Source organism: Millisia brevis NBRC 105863 (assembly GCF_001552615.1).
Lineage (GTDB): Bacteria > Actinomycetota > Actinomycetes > Mycobacteriales > Mycobacteriaceae > Millisia > Millisia brevis.
Genome location: NZ_BCRN01000002.1, coordinates 203,293 through 222,971 on the forward strand (window position 1 = coordinate 203,293; position 19,679 = coordinate 222,971).

20 protein-coding genes are annotated in these 19,679 nt (G+C 70.0%); 4 read left to right on the plus strand and 16 right to left on the minus strand.

Annotated features, from left to right (window positions below):
• Window positions 1-202: 202 nt before the first annotated feature.
• The 11 genes from coaBC to pyrR all read right to left on the minus strand — a co-directional run bounded on the left by coaBC (window position 203) and on the right by pyrR (window position 12,074).
• On the minus strand, window positions 203-1,516 hold the full coding sequence (gene coaBC / locus MB1_RS03665) for a bifunctional phosphopantothenoylcysteine decarboxylase/phosphopantothenate--cysteine ligase CoaBC (protein WP_066903772.1): 1,314 nt from the start codon (window positions 1,514-1,516) through the stop codon (window positions 203-205).
• Window positions 1,517-1,527: 11 nt separating this feature from the next.
• Complete coding sequence (gene rpoZ, locus MB1_RS03670) at window positions 1,528-1,815, minus strand: DNA-directed RNA polymerase subunit omega (protein ID WP_066903774.1); 288 nt, start codon at window positions 1,813-1,815, stop codon at window positions 1,528-1,530.
• 158 nt (window positions 1,816-1,973) lie between these two features.
• Window positions 1,974-2,633, minus strand: a complete 660-nt coding sequence (gene gmk / locus MB1_RS03675) for a guanylate kinase (protein WP_084350772.1) — start codon at window positions 2,631-2,633, stop codon at window positions 1,974-1,976.
• A 50-nt stretch (window positions 2,634-2,683) separates the two neighbouring features.
• Window positions 2,684-3,001 (minus strand): integration host factor, actinobacterial type, encoded by a 318-nt coding sequence (gene mihF / locus MB1_RS03680; RefSeq protein ID WP_066904203.1) that lies wholly within the window; start codon window positions 2,999-3,001, stop codon window positions 2,684-2,686.
• Between the two features lie 172 nt (window positions 3,002-3,173).
• On the minus strand, window positions 3,174-4,046 hold the full coding sequence (pyrF, locus tag MB1_RS03685; RefSeq protein WP_066903776.1) for an orotidine-5'-phosphate decarboxylase: 873 nt from the start codon (window positions 4,044-4,046) through the stop codon (window positions 3,174-3,176).
• The gene (carB, locus tag MB1_RS03690; RefSeq protein WP_066903778.1) at window positions 4,043-7,417 is read right to left on the minus strand and encodes a carbamoyl-phosphate synthase large subunit; all 3,375 of its coding nucleotides are present in this window, start codon (window positions 7,415-7,417) and stop codon (window positions 4,043-4,045) included. Before carB ends, pyrF begins: the two co-directional genes overlap by 4 nt.
• On the minus strand, window positions 7,417-8,589 hold the full coding sequence (gene carA, locus MB1_RS03695; RefSeq protein ID WP_066903780.1) for a glutamine-hydrolyzing carbamoyl-phosphate synthase small subunit: 1,173 nt from the start codon (window positions 8,587-8,589) through the stop codon (window positions 7,417-7,419). Before carA ends, carB begins: the two co-directional genes overlap by 1 nt.
• Window positions 8,586-9,203, minus strand: coding sequence for a PH-like domain-containing protein (locus MB1_RS03700; RefSeq protein ID WP_084350773.1), 618 nt, complete (start codon window positions 9,201-9,203; stop codon window positions 8,586-8,588). The genes carA and MB1_RS03700 overlap by 4 nt, the downstream gene beginning before the upstream one ends.
• On the minus strand, window positions 9,203-10,540 hold the full coding sequence (locus MB1_RS03705) for a dihydroorotase (protein WP_066903782.1): 1,338 nt from the start codon (window positions 10,538-10,540) through the stop codon (window positions 9,203-9,205). Before MB1_RS03705 ends, MB1_RS03700 begins: the two co-directional genes overlap by 1 nt.
• On the minus strand, window positions 10,537-11,481 hold the full coding sequence (locus MB1_RS03710; protein ID WP_066903784.1) for an aspartate carbamoyltransferase catalytic subunit: 945 nt from the start codon (window positions 11,479-11,481) through the stop codon (window positions 10,537-10,539). Before MB1_RS03710 ends, MB1_RS03705 begins: the two co-directional genes overlap by 4 nt.
• 2 nt (window positions 11,482-11,483) lie before the next feature.
• Window positions 11,484-12,074 (minus strand): bifunctional pyr operon transcriptional regulator/uracil phosphoribosyltransferase PyrR, encoded by a 591-nt coding sequence (gene pyrR, locus MB1_RS03715; protein WP_066904206.1) that lies wholly within the window; start codon window positions 12,072-12,074, stop codon window positions 11,484-11,486.
• Window positions 12,075-12,272: 198 nt separating this feature from the next.
• Here pyrR and MB1_RS03720 point away from each other — a divergent pair, with 198 nt between their 5' ends.
• Genes MB1_RS03720 through MB1_RS25515 form a run of 3 tightly spaced genes read left to right on the plus strand, consistent with a single transcriptional unit; the run spans window position 12,273 to window position 13,323 of the window.
• Window positions 12,273-12,749 carry a hypothetical protein gene (locus MB1_RS03720; protein ID WP_066903786.1) on the plus strand — a complete coding sequence of 159 codons (477 nt, stop codon included), beginning with the start codon at window positions 12,273-12,275 and terminating at the stop codon, window positions 12,747-12,749.
• Window positions 12,746-13,102: a hypothetical protein gene (locus MB1_RS03725; RefSeq protein ID WP_066903788.1), complete on the plus strand. Its 357-nt coding sequence runs from the start codon at window positions 12,746-12,748 to the stop codon at window positions 13,100-13,102. Before MB1_RS03720 ends, MB1_RS03725 begins: the two co-directional genes overlap by 4 nt.
• Before the next feature lie 35 nt (window positions 13,103-13,137).
• On the plus strand, window positions 13,138-13,323 hold the full coding sequence (locus tag MB1_RS25515; protein WP_157083887.1) for a hypothetical protein: 186 nt from the start codon (window positions 13,138-13,140) through the stop codon (window positions 13,321-13,323).
• A 166-nt stretch (window positions 13,324-13,489) separates the two neighbouring features.
• On the opposite strand, the gene MB1_RS03730 is transcribed toward MB1_RS25515, so the two are convergent.
• The 4 genes from MB1_RS03730 to MB1_RS03745 all read right to left on the minus strand — a co-directional run bounded on the left by MB1_RS03730 (window position 13,490) and on the right by MB1_RS03745 (window position 17,765).
• Window positions 13,490-15,457, minus strand: coding sequence for an alpha/beta hydrolase family protein (locus tag MB1_RS03730; protein ID WP_066903790.1), 1,968 nt, complete (start codon window positions 15,455-15,457; stop codon window positions 13,490-13,492).
• A 63-nt stretch (window positions 15,458-15,520) separates the two neighbouring features.
• The gene (gene nusB, locus MB1_RS03735; protein ID WP_066903792.1) at window positions 15,521-16,048 is read right to left on the minus strand and encodes a transcription antitermination factor NusB; all 528 of its coding nucleotides are present in this window, start codon (window positions 16,046-16,048) and stop codon (window positions 15,521-15,523) included.
• Complete coding sequence (gene efp, locus MB1_RS03740; protein ID WP_066903794.1) at window positions 16,049-16,612, minus strand: elongation factor P; 564 nt, start codon at window positions 16,610-16,612, stop codon at window positions 16,049-16,051. It lies immediately after the preceding gene.
• Between the two features lie 40 nt (window positions 16,613-16,652).
• Complete coding sequence (locus MB1_RS03745) at window positions 16,653-17,765, minus strand: M24 family metallopeptidase (protein WP_066903796.1); 1,113 nt, start codon at window positions 17,763-17,765, stop codon at window positions 16,653-16,655.
• Window positions 17,766-17,864: 99 nt separating this feature from the next.
• On the opposite strand from MB1_RS03745, the gene MB1_RS03750 reads away from it, so the two are divergent.
• Window positions 17,865-18,338 carry a B-4DMT family transporter gene (locus MB1_RS03750; RefSeq protein ID WP_157083888.1) on the plus strand — a complete coding sequence of 158 codons (474 nt, stop codon included), beginning with the start codon at window positions 17,865-17,867 and terminating at the stop codon, window positions 18,336-18,338.
• 109 nt (window positions 18,339-18,447) lie between these two features.
• On the opposite strand, the gene aroB is transcribed toward MB1_RS03750, so the two are convergent.
• Entirely contained in the window at window positions 18,448-19,557 is a 1,110-nt protein-coding gene (gene aroB / locus MB1_RS03755; RefSeq protein ID WP_066903800.1) for a 3-dehydroquinate synthase, read from the minus strand.
• Window positions 19,558-19,679: the final 122 nt, after the last annotated feature.

Sequence of the window (19,679 nt, forward strand, 5' to 3'; positions counted from 1 at the left end):
TCGATGTGGGGCACCCCGGGCTGCTCTGCAGCCGGCGTCGCCCCCGGTCGTTTTCCGTCCCGCGCGGCGTCACGCCGGAATCCGGGACGGTGCGGACCGCCCGACCCTAACCCCCGCGGGCCCGCAGGAGCGTCTTCCCGTCAGCGGGATTGTGACAAGTGGGTGGTCGCGTCGTACGCATCGACGGTACCCCCACCGGGTGTCACAAGCCGGGACGCTTGGCGAGCAGATCGGCGAGGGCGTCGAGGACCCCGGCCGACATGCGGGCCTTGGAGCCGAGTTCGAGCACCCGCTCCGAACCGTCGGATCCGAGCAACCAGCCGGCGTTGTCGTCCATCTCGAAGGCCTTGCCCTCGCCGACGGCGTTGACCACCAGCAGATCGCAGCCCTTGCGCGCGAGCTTGTCGCGGGCGTGATCGAGCACACCGCCGTGGTCGTCACCGGTCTCGGCGGCAAATCCGACGATGACGGTCTTCGCGTCGATCGTCCCGGCGCGCCGGTCGGTGACCAGCCCGGCGAGGATGTCGTCGTTGCGGGTCAACAGGATGCGGTCGGGCTCGTCCTCGCTGCCCTTCTTGATCTTCGCGGACGACACGGTGGTCGGTCGGAAGTCGGCGACGGCGGCGGCCATGATGATCGCGTCGACGCCGTGGCTGTGCGCCTTGACCACGTCGTTCATCTCCGCCGCGGTGCGCACCGAGACCACGTCGACGGCGGCCGGCGGATGCAGATCGGCGGTGTAGCCGCTGATCAACGTGACGTCGGCGCCGCGCTGGGCGGCGACGCGGGCCAGCATGTACCCCTGCTTGCCGGAGCTGCGGTTGCCCAGGAAGCGGACCGGGTCGAGCGGTTCGCGGGTGCCGCCGGCGGTCACGGTGATCCGCATACCGTCGAGGTCGCGACGCAGCGCGCCGGGAACCTCGAGCAGCAGTCGGGCGAATTCGGCGATCTCGGCCGGTTCGGGCAGGCGTCCCGGTCCGCTGTCGGCGCCGGTCAGCCGGCCGCTGGCCGGTTCGAGTACCGCGTTGCCGCGCTGCCGCAGGACCTCGACGTTCGCGACCGTCGCCGGGTGCTCCCACATTTCGGTGTGCATCGCCGGGGCGAACAGGACGGGACATCGGGCGGTCAGCAGGGTGGCGGTCAGCAGATCGTCGGCCCGACCGTTGGCGGCGCGGGCGAGCAGGTCGGCGGTCGCGGGCGCGACGACCACGAGGTCCGCCTCACGGCCGAGCCGGACGTGCGGTACCTCGGGGACATCGTCGAAGACGCCGGTATGCACCGGGTTGCCGGAGAGGGCCTCGAAGGTGGCCGCTCCGATGAAGTGCAGGGCGGACTCGGTCGGGATCACCCGGACGTCGAAGCCGAGTTCGCTGAACAGGCGCACCAATTGGCACGCCTTGTAGGCGGCGATACCGCCGCCGACGCCGACCACCACAGTCGGCACGCGGGATGCCGCGGGCTCCGTCGTGGCCGACTCGGCAGGGGTGGGGTCGGTCGAAGTGCTGGACACCGACATACCCGTCCGGCTCACTCGCCTTCGGTGTGCTCGAGCAGGTCGCTGTGGATCTCGCGCAGCGCGATCGACAGCGGCTTCTCCTGCAGGCCCGGCTCGACGAGCGGGCCGACGTACTCGAGGATGCCGTCGCCGAGCTGGTTGTAGTAGTCGTTGATCTGCCGCGCACGCTTGGCGGCGTAGATCACCAGCGCGTACTTCGACGAGGTGCGCTCGAGCAGCTCGTCGATCGGCGGGTTGGTGATGCCGTGCGGGGTGTCGTAAACGGGTGCGGACGTGACGTCCACCGGCGTGCTGCTCACGGGCTGAAGGCTCCTCGGTACAGACCAGATGGGGCTAGGTGTGTCGGCGAAACCGTGGGCCGGTCTCGGGGTGTCGACATCGTCGATGTCGACTCGGTGTGCTGGTGGCGGATCCGGTACCGGGAGTCATCGGCCGACGAACGTCGGCCGGATGAACCTCAGCGGACGGCTCCGGGGCCACCCGATCCCGTATCGGGTCGGACACCGACCAGCAATGATACCAACTGGCGGGCGGCGCGTTCGACGTCGTCGTTGACGACCACCACGTCGAACTCGTCGCGGGCGGCCATCTCCTCCTCGGCGGTATGCAACCGGCGCTGCAGAGTGGCCGGGGTTTCGGTGCCTCGACCGGTCAATCTGCTGACCAGATCGTTCCAACTGGGCGGCTCGAGGAAGACGAGCGTCGCCTCCCGACAGGTCACGCGGATCGCCCGGGCGCCGTTGAGGTCCACCTCGATCAGGACCGGTCGCCCGGCCTCGAGGTGGGAGAACACCGGGGCGGCCGGGGTGCCCGACCGTTGCAGGCCGCCGTGGATCTCCGCCCACTCGAGCAGTTGCCGCGACGCGATCATCGCGTCGAACTGCTCGGAACTGACGAATCGATAGTCGACCCCGTCCACCTCACCGGGCCGGGGGGCCCGGGTGGTGGCGGAGACACTGAAATACATCTGCGGGACCAGTTCGCGTAGACGCCTGATCACGCTCGACTTCCCCACCGCCGACGGACCGGCCAGCACGATCAGCCGGCCGCGGGCGGGGGGTTCGGGGACATCGGACCGGTCGGCGACCCCGGTGTCGAATCCACCCGCAGGCTTCATCGCGCACCCTCGGCCGCCGCCGGGCCGCCACTACGACGGCTGGTCACCACTCAGTCGAAATCGAATCGCGCGAGAAGGGCCTTGCGCTGGCGATCGCCGAGTCCGCGCAGACGGCGGGTCGGAGCGATCTCCAGCTCGTTCATGATCTCCTGCGCCTTGACCTTGCCCACCTTCGGCAACGCCTCGAGCAACGCGGACACCTTCATCTTGCCCAGGATCTCGTCGGTCTCCGCGTCGGTGAGGACCTGCTTGAGGTCGGTTCCACCGCGCTTGAGGCGCTCCTTCAGCTCCGCCCGCGCTCGACGTGCGGCAGCTGCCTTCTCCAACGCAGCCGCGCGCTGCTCGTCGGTCAACTGGGGAAGGGCCACGGGTTCCTCCGTCTCGTTGTTCGGCATGCCATGTCACCCACCTGATCGGTGCGCGACATCGCAGCATTACCTGGCGATAGCGACCGTACTGCGCACACTTTCGGATTGCGAACCCGCCCCCCTGGTCGGCGCGCCGCGACGATGCCGAGGTCAGCGCGCCGCGGGCGGGGTGCTATCGGGCGCGCGCGGTCGCGTCGGCGAGCTCGTCGCGCAGCCGCAACGCCGCCGCCGTGACGTCCGCGACGGCCGGCCCGGCCGCCAGCACGGACCGGGAGGCCGCGGGTAGTACGGTCCCCCGCACGTTCGCGAAACGGCGGGCGATATCGGCGGCCGTGGCCCCCTGAGCGCCCAGTCCGGGCGCCAGCACGGGCCCCGGGAAGCCCGCCAACTCCGGGTGGGTCGCGTCGTCGCCGGTCGCACCGACCACCAGTCCGATCACCGGCGCCGGCGCCTCGGCGTCGAGCGCCGCGGCCCGGTCGACGATGTGCTGCGCGATCGTCGGCCGCGAGCCGTCGACCCGGCCGTCGTCGTCCGGGAGGACCGCCGACTGCAGTTGTGTCGCTTCGGGATTCGAATTCCGAGCCAGGACGAAGACCGCACCGCCCGCCGCGGTCGCCGCGTCGATCGCCGGATCGAGCGAATGGAACCCGAGGTAGGGTGAGGCGGTCATCGCGTCGCTGTACAACGGCGACTCGGGGCCCAGCCATGCCCGGGCATAGCCGGCCATCGTGCTGCCGACATCGCCGCGTTTGACGTCCGCGATCACCAGCGTCCCGGACTCCCGCAGCCGGGCGATCACCCGTTCGAGGACAGCCAGCCCCGCCGAGCCGAACGGCTCGAAGAAGGCCACCTGCGGCTTGACCACCGCGACCTGCCCGGCGGTCGCGGCCACGACGGTCTCGGCGAAGCGTTCCAGTCCGTCGACGGTTACCGGCAGCCCCCAGCGTTCGAGCAGTGCCGGGTGCGGGTCGAGGCCGACGCAGAGCGGTCCGAGCCGCTCGACGGCCGCACCGAGCCGGTCGACGAACGGTTCCGGCCCGCTCACGCGGACGCGTCCGAGTCCGCCGTCTCGGCCCGTAGGAAGGCGTGCAGCTCCTGGAGCGAGCGCACCCCGATATCGCCGTTGCGCAGCGCCTCGATGCCCTGTACGGCCGCGGCGGCGCCCTGCACGGTGGTGATGCACGGGATGTTGTAGGAGACCGCGGCGCTGCGGATCTCGTAGCCGTCGACGCGGGGCCCGCTGTTGCCGTAGGGGGTGTTGACGATCATGTCGACTTCCCCGGCGGCGATCAGGTCGACGATCGTCGGCCCGGAGGCTTCCGGCCCGCCGTCGGCGGCCGCGGCCGCGCTGTCGGTGACCTTGCGCACGACGGTGCTCTTGATCCCGTTGCGGCGCAGCGTCTCGGCGGTGCCCTCGGTCGCCAGGATGGTGAACCCGAGGTCGGCGAGCCGCTTGATCGGGAAGACCATCGACCGCTTGTCGCGGTTGGCGATCGAGACGAACACGGTGCCGGAGATCGGCAGCGATCCGTAGGCGGCGGACTGGCTCTTGGCGAAGGCGGTACCGAAGTAGGTATCGATACCCATCACCTCGCCGGTCGACTTCATCTCCGGGCTGAGCAGCGAGTCGACCCCGGAGCCGTCGGCGCGACGGAACCGGTTGAACGGCAGGACCGCCTCCTTGACCGCCACCGGCGCGTCGGTCGAGGTGGTGCCGCCGTCGCCCTCGGCGGGCAGCAGCCCGTCGGCGCGCAGGTCGGCGATCTTCTCCCCCAGCATGATGCGGGCGGCGGCCTTGGCCAGCGGCACCGACGTCGCCTTGGAGACGAAGGGCACCGTCCGCGAGGCGCGCGGATTGGCTTCCAGGACGTAGAGCACGTCGTCCTTGAGCGCGTACTGCACGTTGAGCAGGCCGAGCACCCCGATGCCCTTGGCGAGCGCCTCGGTCGACCGGCGCACCGCGTCCATATCGGTGCGGCCGATCGTGATCGGCGGCAGCGCGCAGGCGGAGTCGCCGGAGTGGATGCCGGCCTCCTCGATGTGTTCCATCACGCCGCCGAGGAAGACCTCGTCGCCGTCGCAGAGCGCGTCGACGTCCAGTTCGATCGCGTCCTCGAGGAACCGGTCGACCAGCACCGGATGCTCCGGGCTCAGCTCGGTCGCGCGCCGGATGTAGTCGCGCAGGGTGCGCTCCTCGTAGACGATCTCCATCCCGCGGCCACCGAGGACGTAGGAGGGTCGCACCAGCACCGGGTAGCCGATATCGGCGGCGACGGCGCGGGCCTGCTCCTCGCTGGTGGCGGTGCCGAACCGCGGCGCGGGCAGCTCGGCGGCGGTCAGAACGTCACCGAAGGCGCCGCGGTCCTCGGCGAGGTCGATCGCCTCCGGGCCGGTGCCGACGATCGGGACGCCGGCGGCGGCGAGCCGGGCGGCGAGCCCGAGCGGGGTCTGCCCGCCGAGCTGCACGATCACGCCGGCGACCTCGCCGGACTGCGCCTCGGCCCGATACACCTCGAGGACGTCCTCGAAGGTGAGCGGTTCGAAGTAGAGCCGGTCGGCGGTGTCGTAGTCGGTCGAGACCGTCTCCGGGTTGCAGTTGACCATCACCGTCTCGTACCCGGCCGCCGACAGCGTGGTCGCCGCGTGCACACACGAGTAGTCGAATTCGATGCCCTGGCCGATCCGGTTGGGCCCGGAGCCGAGGATGAGCACCTTCTTGCGGTCGTGCTGCGGGGCGACCTCGGACTCGGCCGCGGGGTCGAGTTCGTAGGTCGAGTAGTGGTACGGCGTGCGCGCCTCGAATTCGGCGGCGCAGGTGTCCACCGTCTTGAACACCGGGTGGATGCCGAGCCGATGCCGCAGGCTGCGGACGCCGTCCTCACCGGCGAATTCGGTGCGCAGGCGGGCGATCTGCCGGTCGGACAGGCCGTTGTGCTTGGCGACCCGCAGCAGCTGCTCGTCGAGCACCGGGGCGTCGATGATGTCGGTGCGCAGTTGCACCAGTGCGGCGATCTCCGCGACGAACCACGGGTCGATCCCGGAGGCCTCGGCGACGTCCTCGATCGAGGCGCCGAGCCGCAGCGCGAGTTCGACGTCGTAGAGGCGCCCCTCGGTGGGCACCCGCAGGTCGGCCAGGATCGCGGCGACGTCGTGGGCCCGGTCGCCGGCGATCGCCTCGTCGGAGACCGTCCAGAAGCCGGCCGCCGACGTCTCCAGCGACCGCAGGACCTTGCCGAGCGCCTCGGAGAAGCTGCGGCCGATGCTCATCGCCTCGCCGACCGATTTCATCGTCGTCGTCAGCGTCGGGTCGGCCGCCGGGAACTTCTCGAACGCGAACCGCGGCGCCTTGACCACGACGTAGTCGAGGGTCGGCTCGAACGCGGCCGGGGTCTCGCCGGTGATGTCGTTGATGATCTCGTCGAGGGTGTAGCCGATCGCCAGGCGCGCGGCGATCTTCGCGATCGGGAAGCCGGTCGCCTTGGAGGCCAGCGCGCTCGACCGCGAGACGCGGGGGTTCATCTCGATGACGATCAGTCGGCCGTCGCGCGGGTTGACCGCGAACTGGATGTTGCAGCCGCCGGTGGCGACGCCGACCGCACGCAGGATGTCGATGCCCAGATCGCGCATCTTCTGGTACTCGCGGTCGGTGAGGGTCATCGCCGGGGCGACGGTCACCGAATCACCGGTGTGTACACCCATCGGGTCGACGTTCTCGATCGAGCAGACGATCACGACGTTGTCGCGGCCGTCGCGCATCAGTTCGAGTTCGTATTCCTTCCACCCGAGGATCGACTCCTCGATCAGCACGTTCGCGGTCGGCGACGCGGCGAGGCCGGCGCCGGCGATGCGCTCGAGGTCCTCGTCGGTGTACGCCATACCCGAGCCGAGGCCGCCCATGGTGAACGAGGGCCGCACGACGACGGGCAGGCCGAGATCGGCAACCGCCTCGCGCACCTCCTCCATCGTGTGACAGACCGCCGAGCGCGCGGACTCGCCGCCGCAGTCGGCGACGATGTCCTTGAACGTCTGCCGGTCCTCACCGCGGTTGATCGCCGGGATGTCCGCGCCGATCAGTTCGACGCCGTACTTCTCGAGGACCCCGTTGGCGTGCAGCGCCATCGCGGTGTTCAACGCGGTCTGCCCGCCGAGGGTGGCCAGCAGCGCGTCGGGGCGCTCCTTGGCGATCACCTTCTCGACGAACTCCGGGGTGATCGGCTCGACGTAGGTGGCGTCGGCGAACTCCGGGTCGGTCATGATCGTCGCCGGGTTGGAGTTGACCAGGCTGACGCGCAGGCCCTCGGCCCGCAGCACCCGGCACGCCTGGGTGCCGGAGTAGTCGAATTCGCAGGCCTGGCCGATGACGATCGGCCCGGAGCCGATCACCATGACGTGCTCGAGGTCGGTCCGCCGTGGCATCAGTTACGCCCCTTCTCGAGCTTGCGCCGTTCCAATTGCTGGGTGAAGCGGTCGAACAGGTACGCCGCATCGTGCGGGCCCGCCGCCGCCTCCGGGTGGTACTGCACCGAGAAGGCGCGCCCGTCGAGCAGTCGGACCCCTTCGACCACCCCGTCGTTCGCGCAGGTGTGGCTGACCTCGGCGCGGCCGAACGGGGTGTCGAACTGTTCGCCGGCCTCCCCTTCCAGGGCGAAGCCGTGGTTCTGGGCGGTGATCGCCACCCGGCCGGTCTCGTGTTCGAGGACCGGGATGTTGATGCCGCGGTGGCCGAACTTGAGCTTGTAGGTGTCGCGGCCGAAGGCGCGGCCGAGGATCTGGTTGCCGAAGCAGATACCGAACAGCGGGATGCCCGCGTCGATGACCTCACCGGTCAGTCCGACCACGCCGTCGGCGGTCGCCGGGTCGCCCGGTCCGTTCGACAGGAAGACCCCGTCGGGGTTGAGGTCGGAGAGCGTCGAGAAGTCGATGGTCGACGGCACGACGCGGACCCGGATACCGCGCGCGGCGAACATCCGCGGGGTGTTGGTCTTGATGCCCAGGTCGACCGCGACGACGGTGAAGCGATGCTCGCCGTCCGGTTCGATCGTGTAGCCGCCGGTGGTGGTGACCTCCGCGGCCAGGTCGGCGCCGAGCATGCCGGGACGGGTGCGCACCTGCTCGAGCATCGTGTCTTCTCCGGCGAGCGCGTCGCCGGAGAAGACACCGGCGCGCATCGAGCCGAGGGTGCGCAGATGCCGCACGATCGCGCGGGTGTCGAGACCGGAGATCCCGACGATGCCCTGGCGGACCAGTTCGTCCTCGAGGGTGCGGGTGGAGCGCCAATTCGAGCGGATGCGGCTGGGGTTGCGGATCGCGTAGCCCGCGACCCAGATGCGCGCCTCGTCGGGATCGCCGGTCGGGCCGACCGACTCGTTGTCCTCGTCGTTCCAGCCGGTATTGCCGATCTGCGGGGCGGTCGCGATCACGATCTGCCGGTGGTAGCTCGGATCGGTCAGCGTCTCCTGGTAGCCGGTCATCGCGGTACAGAAGACCGCCTCACCGAACGTCGTTCCCTCCGCGCCGTATCCGCTGCCGCGGAAGATGCGACCGTCCTCGAGGACCAGGGCGGCCGGGCCGGCAACTGCGGCGCTCACGTGTTCTCCTTCGTCTGTCGGGAATCGACCCCGTTGCTGCTCGGAACCGACTCGCCGAGTTCGGGGGTATCGGTCCGCACCGTGGGCAGATCCGTCTCCCGGGGCTCTGTGGCCGGCGAGTCGGGGCCCTGCAGGTCGGGGCTGTCGACCCAGGTCGGATAGACCGACTTGTTGTCCGCGCGGAATCCGGTGTCGACCTCGAGGCCGCTGGGCAGCTGCCAGCGGATCACCAGGATGCCGTCCTTGGTCATCACCTTGTTGGCGTGACCGCGTTCGGTGCGCACCGCGCGCAACGCCGGGCGCGGAATCCAGATGGTGCTCGCCCCGTCCCGATCGACGGCGACACCGGTCGGGTAGGCGGTCACCGTGCCGGCGGCGCGGTAGCCGATGTCGCCGATCGCGATGCGGTCCTGCCAATTCGGCGCGATCGTCGTGCCCAGGTAGAGACCGGTGGCCGTGGGGACGGTCTGCTCACCGCGCACCTCGGGGACCACGGGCAGCTCGCCGACCATCTCGCGCTGGCGTCGGCCGCGGCCGCGCCAGCCGACGTACATCAGCAGCACACCGGAGATCCAGATCGCGGCGAACAGGATGACCAGAAGCACTCGATCCATCAGACGACACTTTCGTCGGGGGCCGATACGGTGGCGCCGTCGCGGGCGGTGACCGTGCCGCGCAGGATCGTCGCGGTGACGGTCGCCGGCAGGGTGATGCCCTCGTACGGGGTGTTGACGGACAGGCTCGCCAGGTCCGGTCCGTGGACGGTCCACTCGGCGTCCGGGTCGACCACCACCAGGTTGGCGGGGGCGCCGACCTCGATCGGGCGACCCTGATCGTCGAGGCCGCCGATCCGCGCGGGCGCCTCGCTCATCACCCGTGCGACGCCGCGCCAGTCGAGCAGGCCCGGTTGGACCATGGTGGCCACGACGATCGACAGCGCGGTCTGCAGGCCGAGCATGCCGGGCCGAGCGAGCCCGAACTCGACGCACTTGTCCTGCTCGGCGTGCGGGGCGTGATCGGTGGCCACCGCGTCGATGATCCCGTCCGCGAGGGCCTGCCGCAGCGCGGCGACGTCGGTGTTCTCGCGCAGCGGCGGGTTGACCCGGAAGACCGGGTCGTAGTCGACCAGGCGGGAGTCGTCGAGGAAGAGGTGGTGCGGGGTGACCTCGGCGGTGATCGCGATGCCCTGCCCCTTGGCCCAGCGCAGGATCTCGACGGTGCCGGCGGTCGAGGCGTGGCAGACGTGTACCCGGGCGCCGGCGTCGCGGGCGAGGATCGCGTCGCGGGCGACGATCGACTCCTCCGCGGCGCGCGGCCAGCCGGCCAGGCCGAGCTTCGAGGCGGTCGGCCCCTCGTGGGCGACGGCCTGCTCGGTCAGCCGGGGTTCCTCGGCGTGCTGGGCGATCACCGCGTCCAGGTGCACCGAGTATTCGAGCGCCCGGCGCATCAGCAGCGGGTCGTGCACGCACTTGCCGTCGTCGGAGAACACCCGCACCCGTCCGACGCCGGCGGCCATCACGCCGAGCTCGGCGAGTTTCTTGCCCTCGAGGCCGACGGTGACCGCGCCGACGGGATGCACGTCGACCAGCCCGATCTCGCGGCCGCGCTTCCAGACGTGGTCGGTCACCACGTGGCTGTCGGCGACCGGGTTGGTATTCGCCATCGCGAAGACCGCGGTGAAACCACCGAGAGCGGCCGCGGCGGAACCGGTTTCGATGGTCTCGGTGTCCTCGCGGCCCGGCTCGCGCAGATGGGTATGCAGGTCGACCAGGCCGGGCAGCAGGATCCCGCCCGCGCCGTCGATCTCCTCGACCGACCCCGCCGCATCCGACCCGGCAGCCTCCGCCGCCGCGTCGGCTCCGATCGCGACGATCGTGCCGTCGACGATCCGTACGTCGACCGGTTCGCCCTCGCCGTAGGGACGTACCCGTCGAATCACCAGTTCGCTCACCGCGCCACCTCCCGTTCGCCGATCAGCAGTCGGAACAACACGGCCATCCGCACGTGCACTCCGTTGGTCACCTGTTGCAGCACCACCGACTGCGGGGCGTCGGCCACCGAGAATCCGATCTCCATACCGCGCAGCATCGGTCCCGGGTGCAGCACCACCGCGTGCTCGGGCATCACCGCGAGGCGCTTCTCCGACAGCCCGTAGGCGATCGAGTACTCGCGCGCCGACGGGAAGAAGCCGCCGTTCATGCGTTCGGCCTGCACCCGCAGCATCATCACCGCGTCGACCCCGGGCAGGACGGCGTCGAGACTGTCGCTGACGTGCACCGGCCAGGTGCTCACGCCCACCGGCAGCAGGGTGCGCGGGGCGACCAGCGTCACCTCGGCGCCGAGCGTCGAGAGCAGGAAGGCGTTCGAGCGGGCGACCCGGCTGTGGAGGACGTCGCCGACGATCGCGATATGCCGCCCGGTCAGGTCGGGCCCGAGGCGCTGGCGCAGGGACAGCGCGTCCAGCAGCGCCTGGGTCGGGTGTTCGTGGGTGCCGTCGCCGGCGTTGATCACCGCCGGGCCGTGCCCGTCCTCGTGGGTCCAGGCGGCGATGCGATGCGCCGCGCCGGACTGCGGATGCCGCACCACCAGGGCGTCGGCCCCGGCGGCGCGCAGGGTCAGCACGGTATCGCGCAGCGATTCGCCCTTGCCGACCGACGAGCCGCCGGCGGACACGTTGATGACGTCCGCGGACATCCACTTGCCGGCGACCTCGAACGACACCCGGGTGCGGGTGGAGTTCTCGTAGAAGACGGTGATGATCGTCTTACCGCGCAGCGTGGGCAGCTTCCGGACCTCGCGGCCGGTCAGCGCCTGCTCGAAGTTGACCGCCTCGTCGAGCAACGAGGTGGCGTCGTCCTTGGTCAGGTCGGTTACGGATAGCAGGTGGCGCATGGTCATCGGCCCCCGTCCTCGATGGTGCCGATATCGACCGCGTCGTGGCCGTCGTGCTGTTCCATCCGCACCCAGACCGATTCGCTGCGAGCGGTGGGGATGTTCTTGCCGACGTAGTCCGCGCGGATCGGCAGCTGCCGGTGGCCGCGGTCGACCAGCACGGCCAACTGCACCGCTTCCGGGCGACCGATATCGCGCAGCGCGTCGAGCGCGGCGCGGACGGTGCGGCCGGAGTAGAGCACGTCGTCGACCAGGATGACCAGGGCGCCGTCGATACCGCGCTCGGGCATCGTCGTGCGGCCCACGGCCCGGTGCGGCTTGCCGCGCAGGTCGTCGCGGTAGAGCGTGATGTCGAGCGAGCCCACGCCGACGCGAACGCCGCCGAACTCCTCGATCTTCTCCGCCAGCCGCTGCGCCAGATAGGTGCCGCGCGTCGGGATGCCGATCAGGACCACCCGGGGGGCGTCCGGCGCATCGAGCGCGGTCTTTTCGATGACTTGGTGTGCCATCCGTGCGATGGTGCGGGCGACGTCGGACGCGGAGAGAATCTCGCGTACGCCGCCGGCACGGGCGCCGGATTCGGAAGAAGAAATGGGGGAACTGTCCTCTCGCCTGTCGCGCGCAGAACCCACCGCGACCTCCTTCTCCGCCTCACAGGACGGATCGTTAAAGGATGCCCGAACGACGGCAATGCTAGCAGCGCGCCCCCGGCACCCCGCTCCCGGCCGGCTCGCTCGACCGATCACAGACCGATCGTCGACACTCGAAGAATTTAGAAGTAGTTTTAATATATGAGCATCGAGGAAGTCACCTTTTCCGACCTCCAGTTGCGGGGCAAGGCGACCGTGGAGCTACTGCATCGCTCGAGAACCCAATCATTGCTGGTCACCCGGCGCGACGCGGACGACCTGGTCCTGACCACGGCCGCGCGTGCGGACGTCGAACACACCGCCGCATCGGTGACCGCCCGCATGTTCGTAGCATTGATGCAACGTGATCCACAGGTTCGGGAACTGGTCACCGACGTGCTGCCGGACGTCTTCCCGTGGGTGTCCTTCCTCTCCCGCGCCGAGGTGCAGGAGTTCGTTCTCGAATTGGTCTCCACCATGCGGGCGGCGGACTCGCTCGGCAATCCCACGCCGCTCGTCCAGGTGATCGACGCGTGGCGCCACACCGCGGAGGCTCTGGCCGATCCCGAGCTGGCGGCCATTCTGTCCGGCGACACCGAGGATGACCACGGGCCGATTCCCGAGCCCGAGATTCCGTGAGCCCCAAGCGAGGAGACCGAGTCGCGCCACCTCCGCACCCCGACGAGGGGCGGGACCTTCGCTTCGCTACCAGCGAAGCAGCCAAAGGGTGGGAAGACCTGTGCCGTCAGGCGCCCGCCAACACCCTGGCGGCGTGGACGGAACTGCGCGCACGATCCGACCGCCCGGCCCCGACGTCGCGCCATCATCAGCTCAAGGGCAGCCTGTCCACGGCCGCGCATGGCGGCGTCGACATGGAGCAGTGGCAATACGAGGTGACCGGCGGGGGACGCATCTGGTACGTCGTGGACGTCGCCGGTCGCATTCTGTGGTTCAAAGCCGCGGGGACAGGTCACCCGAAGGCCACCGAATAGGCGCTGGGTGCGGTGAGTGGTGCACACTGGCCGGCGTGGGGGCGCAGAACGAATGCCATATCGTCCGAGCGCCCGAATGGGCGTGCCGCCCCTCCGGCGTCGGTATGCGTTCCTGCATCGGCCGCCAGTTCGCCCTGCACGAGGCGGTCCTGATCCTCGCGTCCCTCGCCCGGTCGGTCACCTGCACGATCCGTCGCCGATCACCGTCGCCGAAGGGCTGACCATGCGCCCCGACGCGTTCACCGTTGGCGTGCGCCCTCGGCCGCAGTCCCCGGCTAGCAGATCTTTGCGGTCCAGAGCGATGGGGCTCTGCACAACACGTTCGTCACAGCACCGCCGAGGACAATAGATCCATGACGACGCTCTCTCGCACGTGGTGTGCAACCGCTACGGCCGCCAGAGTTCGAGGAGCGGCACGCCGGGCGGGGTGAAGCCGAGGATCTGACCGTAGAAGGACAGTTCGGATTCGGTGGCGTCGATGATCGTCTCGGCGCGCCGGAAGCCGTGCGACTCCCCCGCGTATTCGCGGTAGGCGTGCGCGATCCCCTTGGCCAGCAGGGCATCCCGGAAGACCCGGGATTGCTCGGGCGGCACGATGCGGTCGTCGAGACCCTGCAGGAGCAGGACCGGGGCGGACAGCCCGTCGACTTTGTTGATCGGGGCGCGCTCGGCGTAGAGGGCGACGTCCTCGGCCGGGCCGATCAGGCCCTCGAGGTAGCGCGACTCGAAGTCGTGGGTCGACTCGGCGAACCCGGTGAGGTCGGCGACGCCGAAGTAGCTTGCTCCGCAGGCGAAGACGTCGGTCGACGTCAGGCAGGCCAGCACGGTCCAGCCGCCGGCGCTGCCGCCGCGGATCGCCAACCGGCCCGGGTCGGCAAGACCCGCGTCCGCGAGACCCTGCATGGCGGCGGCCGTGTCGACGACGTCGACGATGCCCCATTGGCCGCGCAGCAGTTCGCGGTAGGCGCGCCCGTACCCGCTGGAGCCGCCGTAGTTGATGTCGATGACACCGATGCCGCGGCTGGTGAAGTAGGCGTAGGTCAGCGACAACCCACCGGAGACGTGCGCGGTCGGTCCGCCGTGCACGAACGCCACATAGGGCGGCAGTTCCCCCTCGGGCCCGACGTAGTCGGGGTGGGTCGGCGGGTAGACGAAGGCGTGAACCTCGCGGTCGCCGACCGGGAACGACAGCGGCCGCGACTGCGGCAGATACCGCGCGTCGGGCAGATCGTCGACGTCGAGGCGGATATCGCGCAGGTCGCCGGTCGCCAGGTCGAGTTCACGCAGACCGCCCGGCACCGTCGCGCCGGCGCCGGTCAGCAGCACCCGCCCGTCGCGCAGGTCGGCGATCTCCACGCGCGAGGAGATCGGCAGGTCGATCGCGGAGGTGGCGCCGTCCGAACCGATGCGCAGCAGTTCGGACCCACCGACGGTCGACACCGCCAACAGGTCACCGCCGGGCAGAACGCGGTAGAACCCGCTGCCGATCTGCCACAACGGACCACCGATATCCGCGTCCCGGCGGTACACCTCGGTGACCTCGCCGCCTGCGACATCGTCGGCGGAAGCACCGGTGGTGACGCGGACCGGGTTCCACCAGCCGGAGCGGTCGGTCAGCGCGAACAGCGACGCCCCGTCGATCCACTCCGGTTGCAGGACCGATTCCTCGGGTCCGCCGATCAGGGTGTCGAACGATGCGACCCGACCGTCCGCATCGAGGGCGCCGACGCGTAGTTCGGTGCCGTCCCAGGGCATCCGGGGGTGATCCCAGGCGATCCAGGCGAGCGTGGTCCCGTCCGGCGAGTACCTCGGGTAGGCGAGGAAGTCGCTGCCGGAGACCACCGAGACGATCGCGTCGGGGTCGTCGGCCGCGGACCCGTCGAGCGGGACGGAGACGATATCGCGGGTGACCGGCCCCTCCTCCTCGCCGCTGGGGCCGACGTTCTCGCGCACCGCGATCACCCGATCGTCGCGGATCGCCAGCTCGCCGAACCGGAAACCGCGACCGGCCGGGGTGAGCGCAACCGGCTCCGCGCTGCCCGGGTCGAGCCGGTAGAGGCGCTGGTCGGTGAACTCGACGAACACCAGGACGCCGTCGTCGGTGACCGCCCAGGAACCGCCGCCGTATTCGTGCACCCGGCTGCGGGCATTCCACGGGGCCGGCAGCACGTCGTGCTCACCGGCGTCGTCGCGGCGGCGCACCAGGTAGCGACCGGCCTCGGTCGGGCGCTGTTCGAGCCACCAGATCCCGTCGCCGAAGTAGCGGCCCCCGGATATCGGGTGACCGCTGACGGCGAGATCGGCGGCGGCGATCGGTGACGGCCAACTGCCGAAGGGAGCGCTGGTGGTCGTCATCGATCCTCCTCGAGCCGCTACCGGCTCCTCGGGTGCCGAACAGCCGGGCCGTCGGGAAGCGCGTCAGGAAGCGGAATCGTCCGGATCGCCGGCGGCATCGGCGGAGACGACCGCACGGGTCGCCGCGGCGGCCGCCCGCACCTGCGGGGCGACCAGGACCACCTGGCCGAGCACACCGTTGACGAAGCTCGGCGAGTCGTCGGTGGACAGCTGCTTGGCCAGTTCGACCGCCTGGTCGACCGCGACCACCGGCGGCACCTCGTCGTCGTGCAGCAACTCCCAGACGGCGACGCGCAGGATCGCGCGGTCGACCGCGGGCAGCCGTTCGAGGGTCCAGTCCTGCAGGTGATCCTCGATGACCCGGTCGATCCGGTCGAGGTGATCGGCTACGCCGACCACCACTTCCTTGGTGTACGGGTTGACCGGTGCGATCGTGTCGTCGAGCGCGGCCAGGCGCACCCGCTCGTCGGTCAGCTGCGCGGGATCGATATCCCGCGCCTCCGCCTCGAACAACAGATCGACGGCCCGCTTGCGGGCCTTGAATCGCGTACCGAGTCGGCCGGTACGCCCCTGCTCATTCGTTCCGGCCACTCAGGCGTTCACTCGACCCAGGTAGTTGCCGTCGCGGGAATCGACCTTGAGCCGGTCACCGGTGTTGATGAACAGCGGCACGTTGATCTCGGCGCCGGTCTCGAGGGTTGCCGGCTTCGTGCCGCCGGTCGACCGGTCGCCCTGCAGGCCCGGGTCGGTGTGGGTGACCTCGAGCTCGACGGTCACCGGCAGCTCGACGTAGAGCGGGGTGCCCTCGTGGGTGGCGACCTGCACGATGGTGTTCTCCAGCAGGAAGCGGGCACCGTCACCGAGGGTCTCCGGGGTGATCGACAGCTGCTCGAAGGTCTCGCCGTCCATGAAGACGAAGTCGCTGCCGTCGTTGTACAGGTAGGTCATGTCGCGGCGATCGACAGTGGCGGTATCGACCTTGACGCCGGCGTTGAACGTCTTGTCGACGACCTTGCCCGACAGGACGTTCTTCAGCTTGGTCCGCACGAAGGCGGGGCCCTTACCGGGCTTGACGTGCTGGAACTCGATGATGCTCCAGAGCTGTCCCTCGATGTTCAGGACCAAACCGTTCTTGAAATCACTGGTCGAAGCCACTTCGCTTGCGTTCTCCTCGTTGCGCGTCGCGGCCCGCTCGTCAGACCACGATGAGATCTCTGGTGGTGTGCGTCAGCAGTTCGGGACCATCCGGTCGAACGACCAGGGTGTCCTCGATGCGCACCCCGCCGCGGCCGGACAGATAAACACCCGGTTCCACCGTCACCACGGCATCGCACAAAAGTGTACCGGTGCCCTGTGCGCCGATTCCCGGCGCTTCGTGGATCTCGAGTCCGACGCCGTGTCCGAGGCCGTGGACGAAGTTGTCCTCGTATCCGGCCTCGGTGATCACCTCGCGAGCGGCATTGTCGACCTCGACCACCCCGGCCCCCGCGACCAGGGCTTTTCGACCCGCGGCGGCCGCCTCGGCGACGAGCTCGTAGATCTCGCGCTGCCACTGCGCCGGCTCCCCGATCGCCAGCGTGCGGGTCATATCGGAGTGGTACCCGGCGACGAGCGCGCCGAAGTCGAGGGTCAGCAGGTCGCCGCCGACGAGCACCCGGTCGGCCGGCTGGTGGTGCGGGATCGCGGAGTTCGGTCCGCCGGCGACGATCGACTCGAAGGAGCGGTCCTCGGCGCCGAGTTCGAGCATGCGAAACTCCAGGGCGCGGGCGATCGCGCGCTCGGATCGGCCGACGGCGATCTCGCCCGACTCGAGCATCTCGGCCAGCGCCTGGTCGCCGATCGCGCAGGCGCGTCGTAGATGGTCGATCTCACCGGCGTCCTTGACCTCGCGCAGGGCCGCGACGGTCCCGGTGGCGGCGACCAGTTCGATATCGGATCGGATCGTCTGCCACCGCTGCCATTGGGCGACGGTCACCGCGTGGTCCTCGATGAGGATCGGCCCGGCGCCTGCCTCGTTGAGCAGGCGCGGCGCGCAGTCGCGGGCCCAGACCAGCGGCAGATCGGGAACCTCGGCGGCGATCTGGGTCAGATAGCGCCCATCGGTGCAGATCACCGACTTCTCGTCGCCGGCCGCGTCGATCAGCAGTGCGGCGTTCGAGCCGGTGAACCCGGTGAGGTATCGGATATTGGTCAGGTCGGTCACCAGGATGCGGGTCGCGCGTTGGGTCGCGAGATCGCGGCGCAGCCGCTCCCGCCGCGCGGCCGGACCCGACTGTTGCGCGCCGACACCGGCGTTCTGCCACGTCACAGCCGGAAATCTACCCCGAATGTCCGGATCGAATTGCCGATACCGCCGGTATCGCCATCCTGCCCGTCGTCCGACGGTCCGCCGGTTACGCTGTCCGGCATGATGGCGTGGCTGTTCCGCGGGTTGATCATGTCCGGCGTGCACTTCGGGTCCCGATTGCTGCTGGCGTTGTGGCTGCTGCAGTGGCCCACGTCGGGCGGGGTGCTGCGGTGGGTCGCGCTGCTGATCGGCATCGTGGTCGCCGGCATCTGGGGCGTCCTGGACGGCGTGGCCGATCGTCGTCGCAATCCGGATCCGGAGAACGGCGCCGATCTGACGATGCGGTGGCTGAAGGCGGGCGCCTTCGCCGCGCTGGTCAGCGGGGTGCTCTGCTGGGTGGTGTCGCAGGTGATCCGGGTGGGGATCAGCCAGAACTCGCTCTTCTTCGAACTGACCTCGGGTGCGGCGTTCACCGTGCTGTTGGTCTTCATCCCGGCGGTGACCGGGGCGGCGATCGGCCGCTGGTGGGTCGGCCGCGGGCAGGCTCGCGACGAAGCGAAGGCCGCCCGCGAAGCGGAGAACGTCACCGTCTGACCGGCCCCGCGTCCGCCCACTCTCCCGGGTCCGACCGGTCGCCCACGTCCGGCCGCTCCCAGCCGGGAGCGGCCGGCGGGGCACCCGCCGAGCGTTGTCGCCGGGCGGTTCAGCCGAGCATGATTCCGTTGGTCGACGGATTGCGGGCGACCGCGGAGTACGCCGCCGCGAGCAGCGACGGATCGGGGCCCTCGAGCCGACCGGGCTTGCCCAGGTCGTCGAGGACCACGAAGCGCAGCACCCCCGAACGGTTCTTCTTGTCGCCCTGCATGCCCTCGACCAGGTCGGCGAAGGCATCGGCGTCGTAGCCGACCGGCAGCCCGACCGATTCGAGGACGCGACGATGCCGATCGGCCACGTCGTCGGACAGCCGGCCGGCCACCCGGGCGAGTTCGGCCGCGAAGACCAGGCCGACCGATACGGCGGCGCCGTGACGCCAGCGGAACCGCTCGCGCCGCTCGATCGCGTGGCCGAGGGTATGTCCGTAGTTGAGGATCTCGCGCAGATCCGACTCCCGCAGATCGGCGGCGACCACCTCGGCCTTGACCCGGATCGACCGTTCGATGAGCTCGGGCAGTACCGGGCCGGTCGGGTCGAGAGCGGCCTGTGGGTCGCGTTCGATCAGGTCGAGGATCACCGGGTCGGCGATGAAGCCGGTCTTGATGATCTCCGCCATGCCGGCGATGATCTCGTTGCGCGGCACGGTTTCGAGGGTCGCCAGGTCGACGAAGACCGCCGTGGGCTCGTGGAAGACGCCGACGAGGTTCTTGCCGGCTTCGGTGTTGATCCCGGCCTTGCCACCGACCGCGGCGTCGACCATCGCGAGCAGCGTGGTGGGCACGTGGATCACCGGGATGCCGCGCATCCAGGTTCCGGCCACGAATCCGGCCAGGTCGGTGATCGCTCCCCCGCCGAGGCCGATCACCAGGTCGCGGCGGCCGAGGCCGATCCGGCCCATGACCTCCCAGCAGAAGTCGGCGACGGCCAACTCCTTGCCGGATTCGGCGTCGGGCAGTTCGATCGAGTGCGCATCGTGACCGGCCTCGATCAGCGCGGCGCGCAGCGCCTTGGCCGTCTCGTTGAGGGTCGGCTGGTGCAGGATCGCGATGCGCGTCGCCGGCGCGGCCGCCGCGACGATGTCGTCGAGCAAGCCGCGGCCGATCACCACGTCGTAGGGATGTGCGGTGGTCACCGGCACCCGGATCGGCTCGACCGTCATATTCGCGCTCCCGTCGTCTGCTGGTTTCTGTCGTCGTCGGCGTCCGACATGTCGTCGGCCTCGGACATCTCGGCGAAGGTGTCCGCCTCGAGTTCGGTGTCCGGGCCGCCGAAGGCGGTGCC

What these genes read in the sequence shown, in the direction of transcription:
- coaBC (WP_066903772.1), bottom strand. Translation starts at nt 1,516, where the DNA reads ATGTCGGTGTCCAGCACTTCGACCGACCCCACCCCTGCCGAGTCGGCC.
- gmk (WP_084350772.1), bottom strand. Translation starts at nt 2,633, where the DNA reads ATGAAGCCTGCGGGTGGATTCGACACCGGGGTCGCCGACCGGTCCGAT.
- carB (WP_066903778.1), bottom strand. Translation starts at nt 7,417, where the DNA reads ATGCCACGGCGGACCGACCTCGAGCACGTCATGGTGATCGGCTCCGGG.
- MB1_RS03700 (WP_084350773.1), bottom strand. Translation starts at nt 9,203, where the DNA reads ATGGATCGAGTGCTTCTGGTCATCCTGTTCGCCGCGATCTGGATCTCC.
- MB1_RS03710 (WP_066903784.1), bottom strand. Translation starts at nt 11,481, where the DNA reads ATGCGCCACCTGCTATCCGTAACCGACCTGACCAAGGACGACGCCACC.
- MB1_RS03720 (WP_066903786.1), top strand. Translation starts at nt 12,273, where the DNA reads ATGAGCATCGAGGAAGTCACCTTTTCCGACCTCCAGTTGCGGGGCAAG.
- MB1_RS03730 (WP_066903790.1), bottom strand. Translation starts at nt 15,457, where the DNA reads ATGACGACCACCAGCGCTCCCTTCGGCAGTTGGCCGTCACCGATCGCC.
- MB1_RS03750 (WP_157083888.1), top strand. Translation starts at nt 17,865, where the DNA reads ATGATGGCGTGGCTGTTCCGCGGGTTGATCATGTCCGGCGTGCACTTC.
- aroB (WP_066903800.1), bottom strand. Translation starts at nt 19,557, where the DNA reads ATGACGGTCGAGCCGATCCGGGTGCCGGTGACCACCGCACATCCCTAC.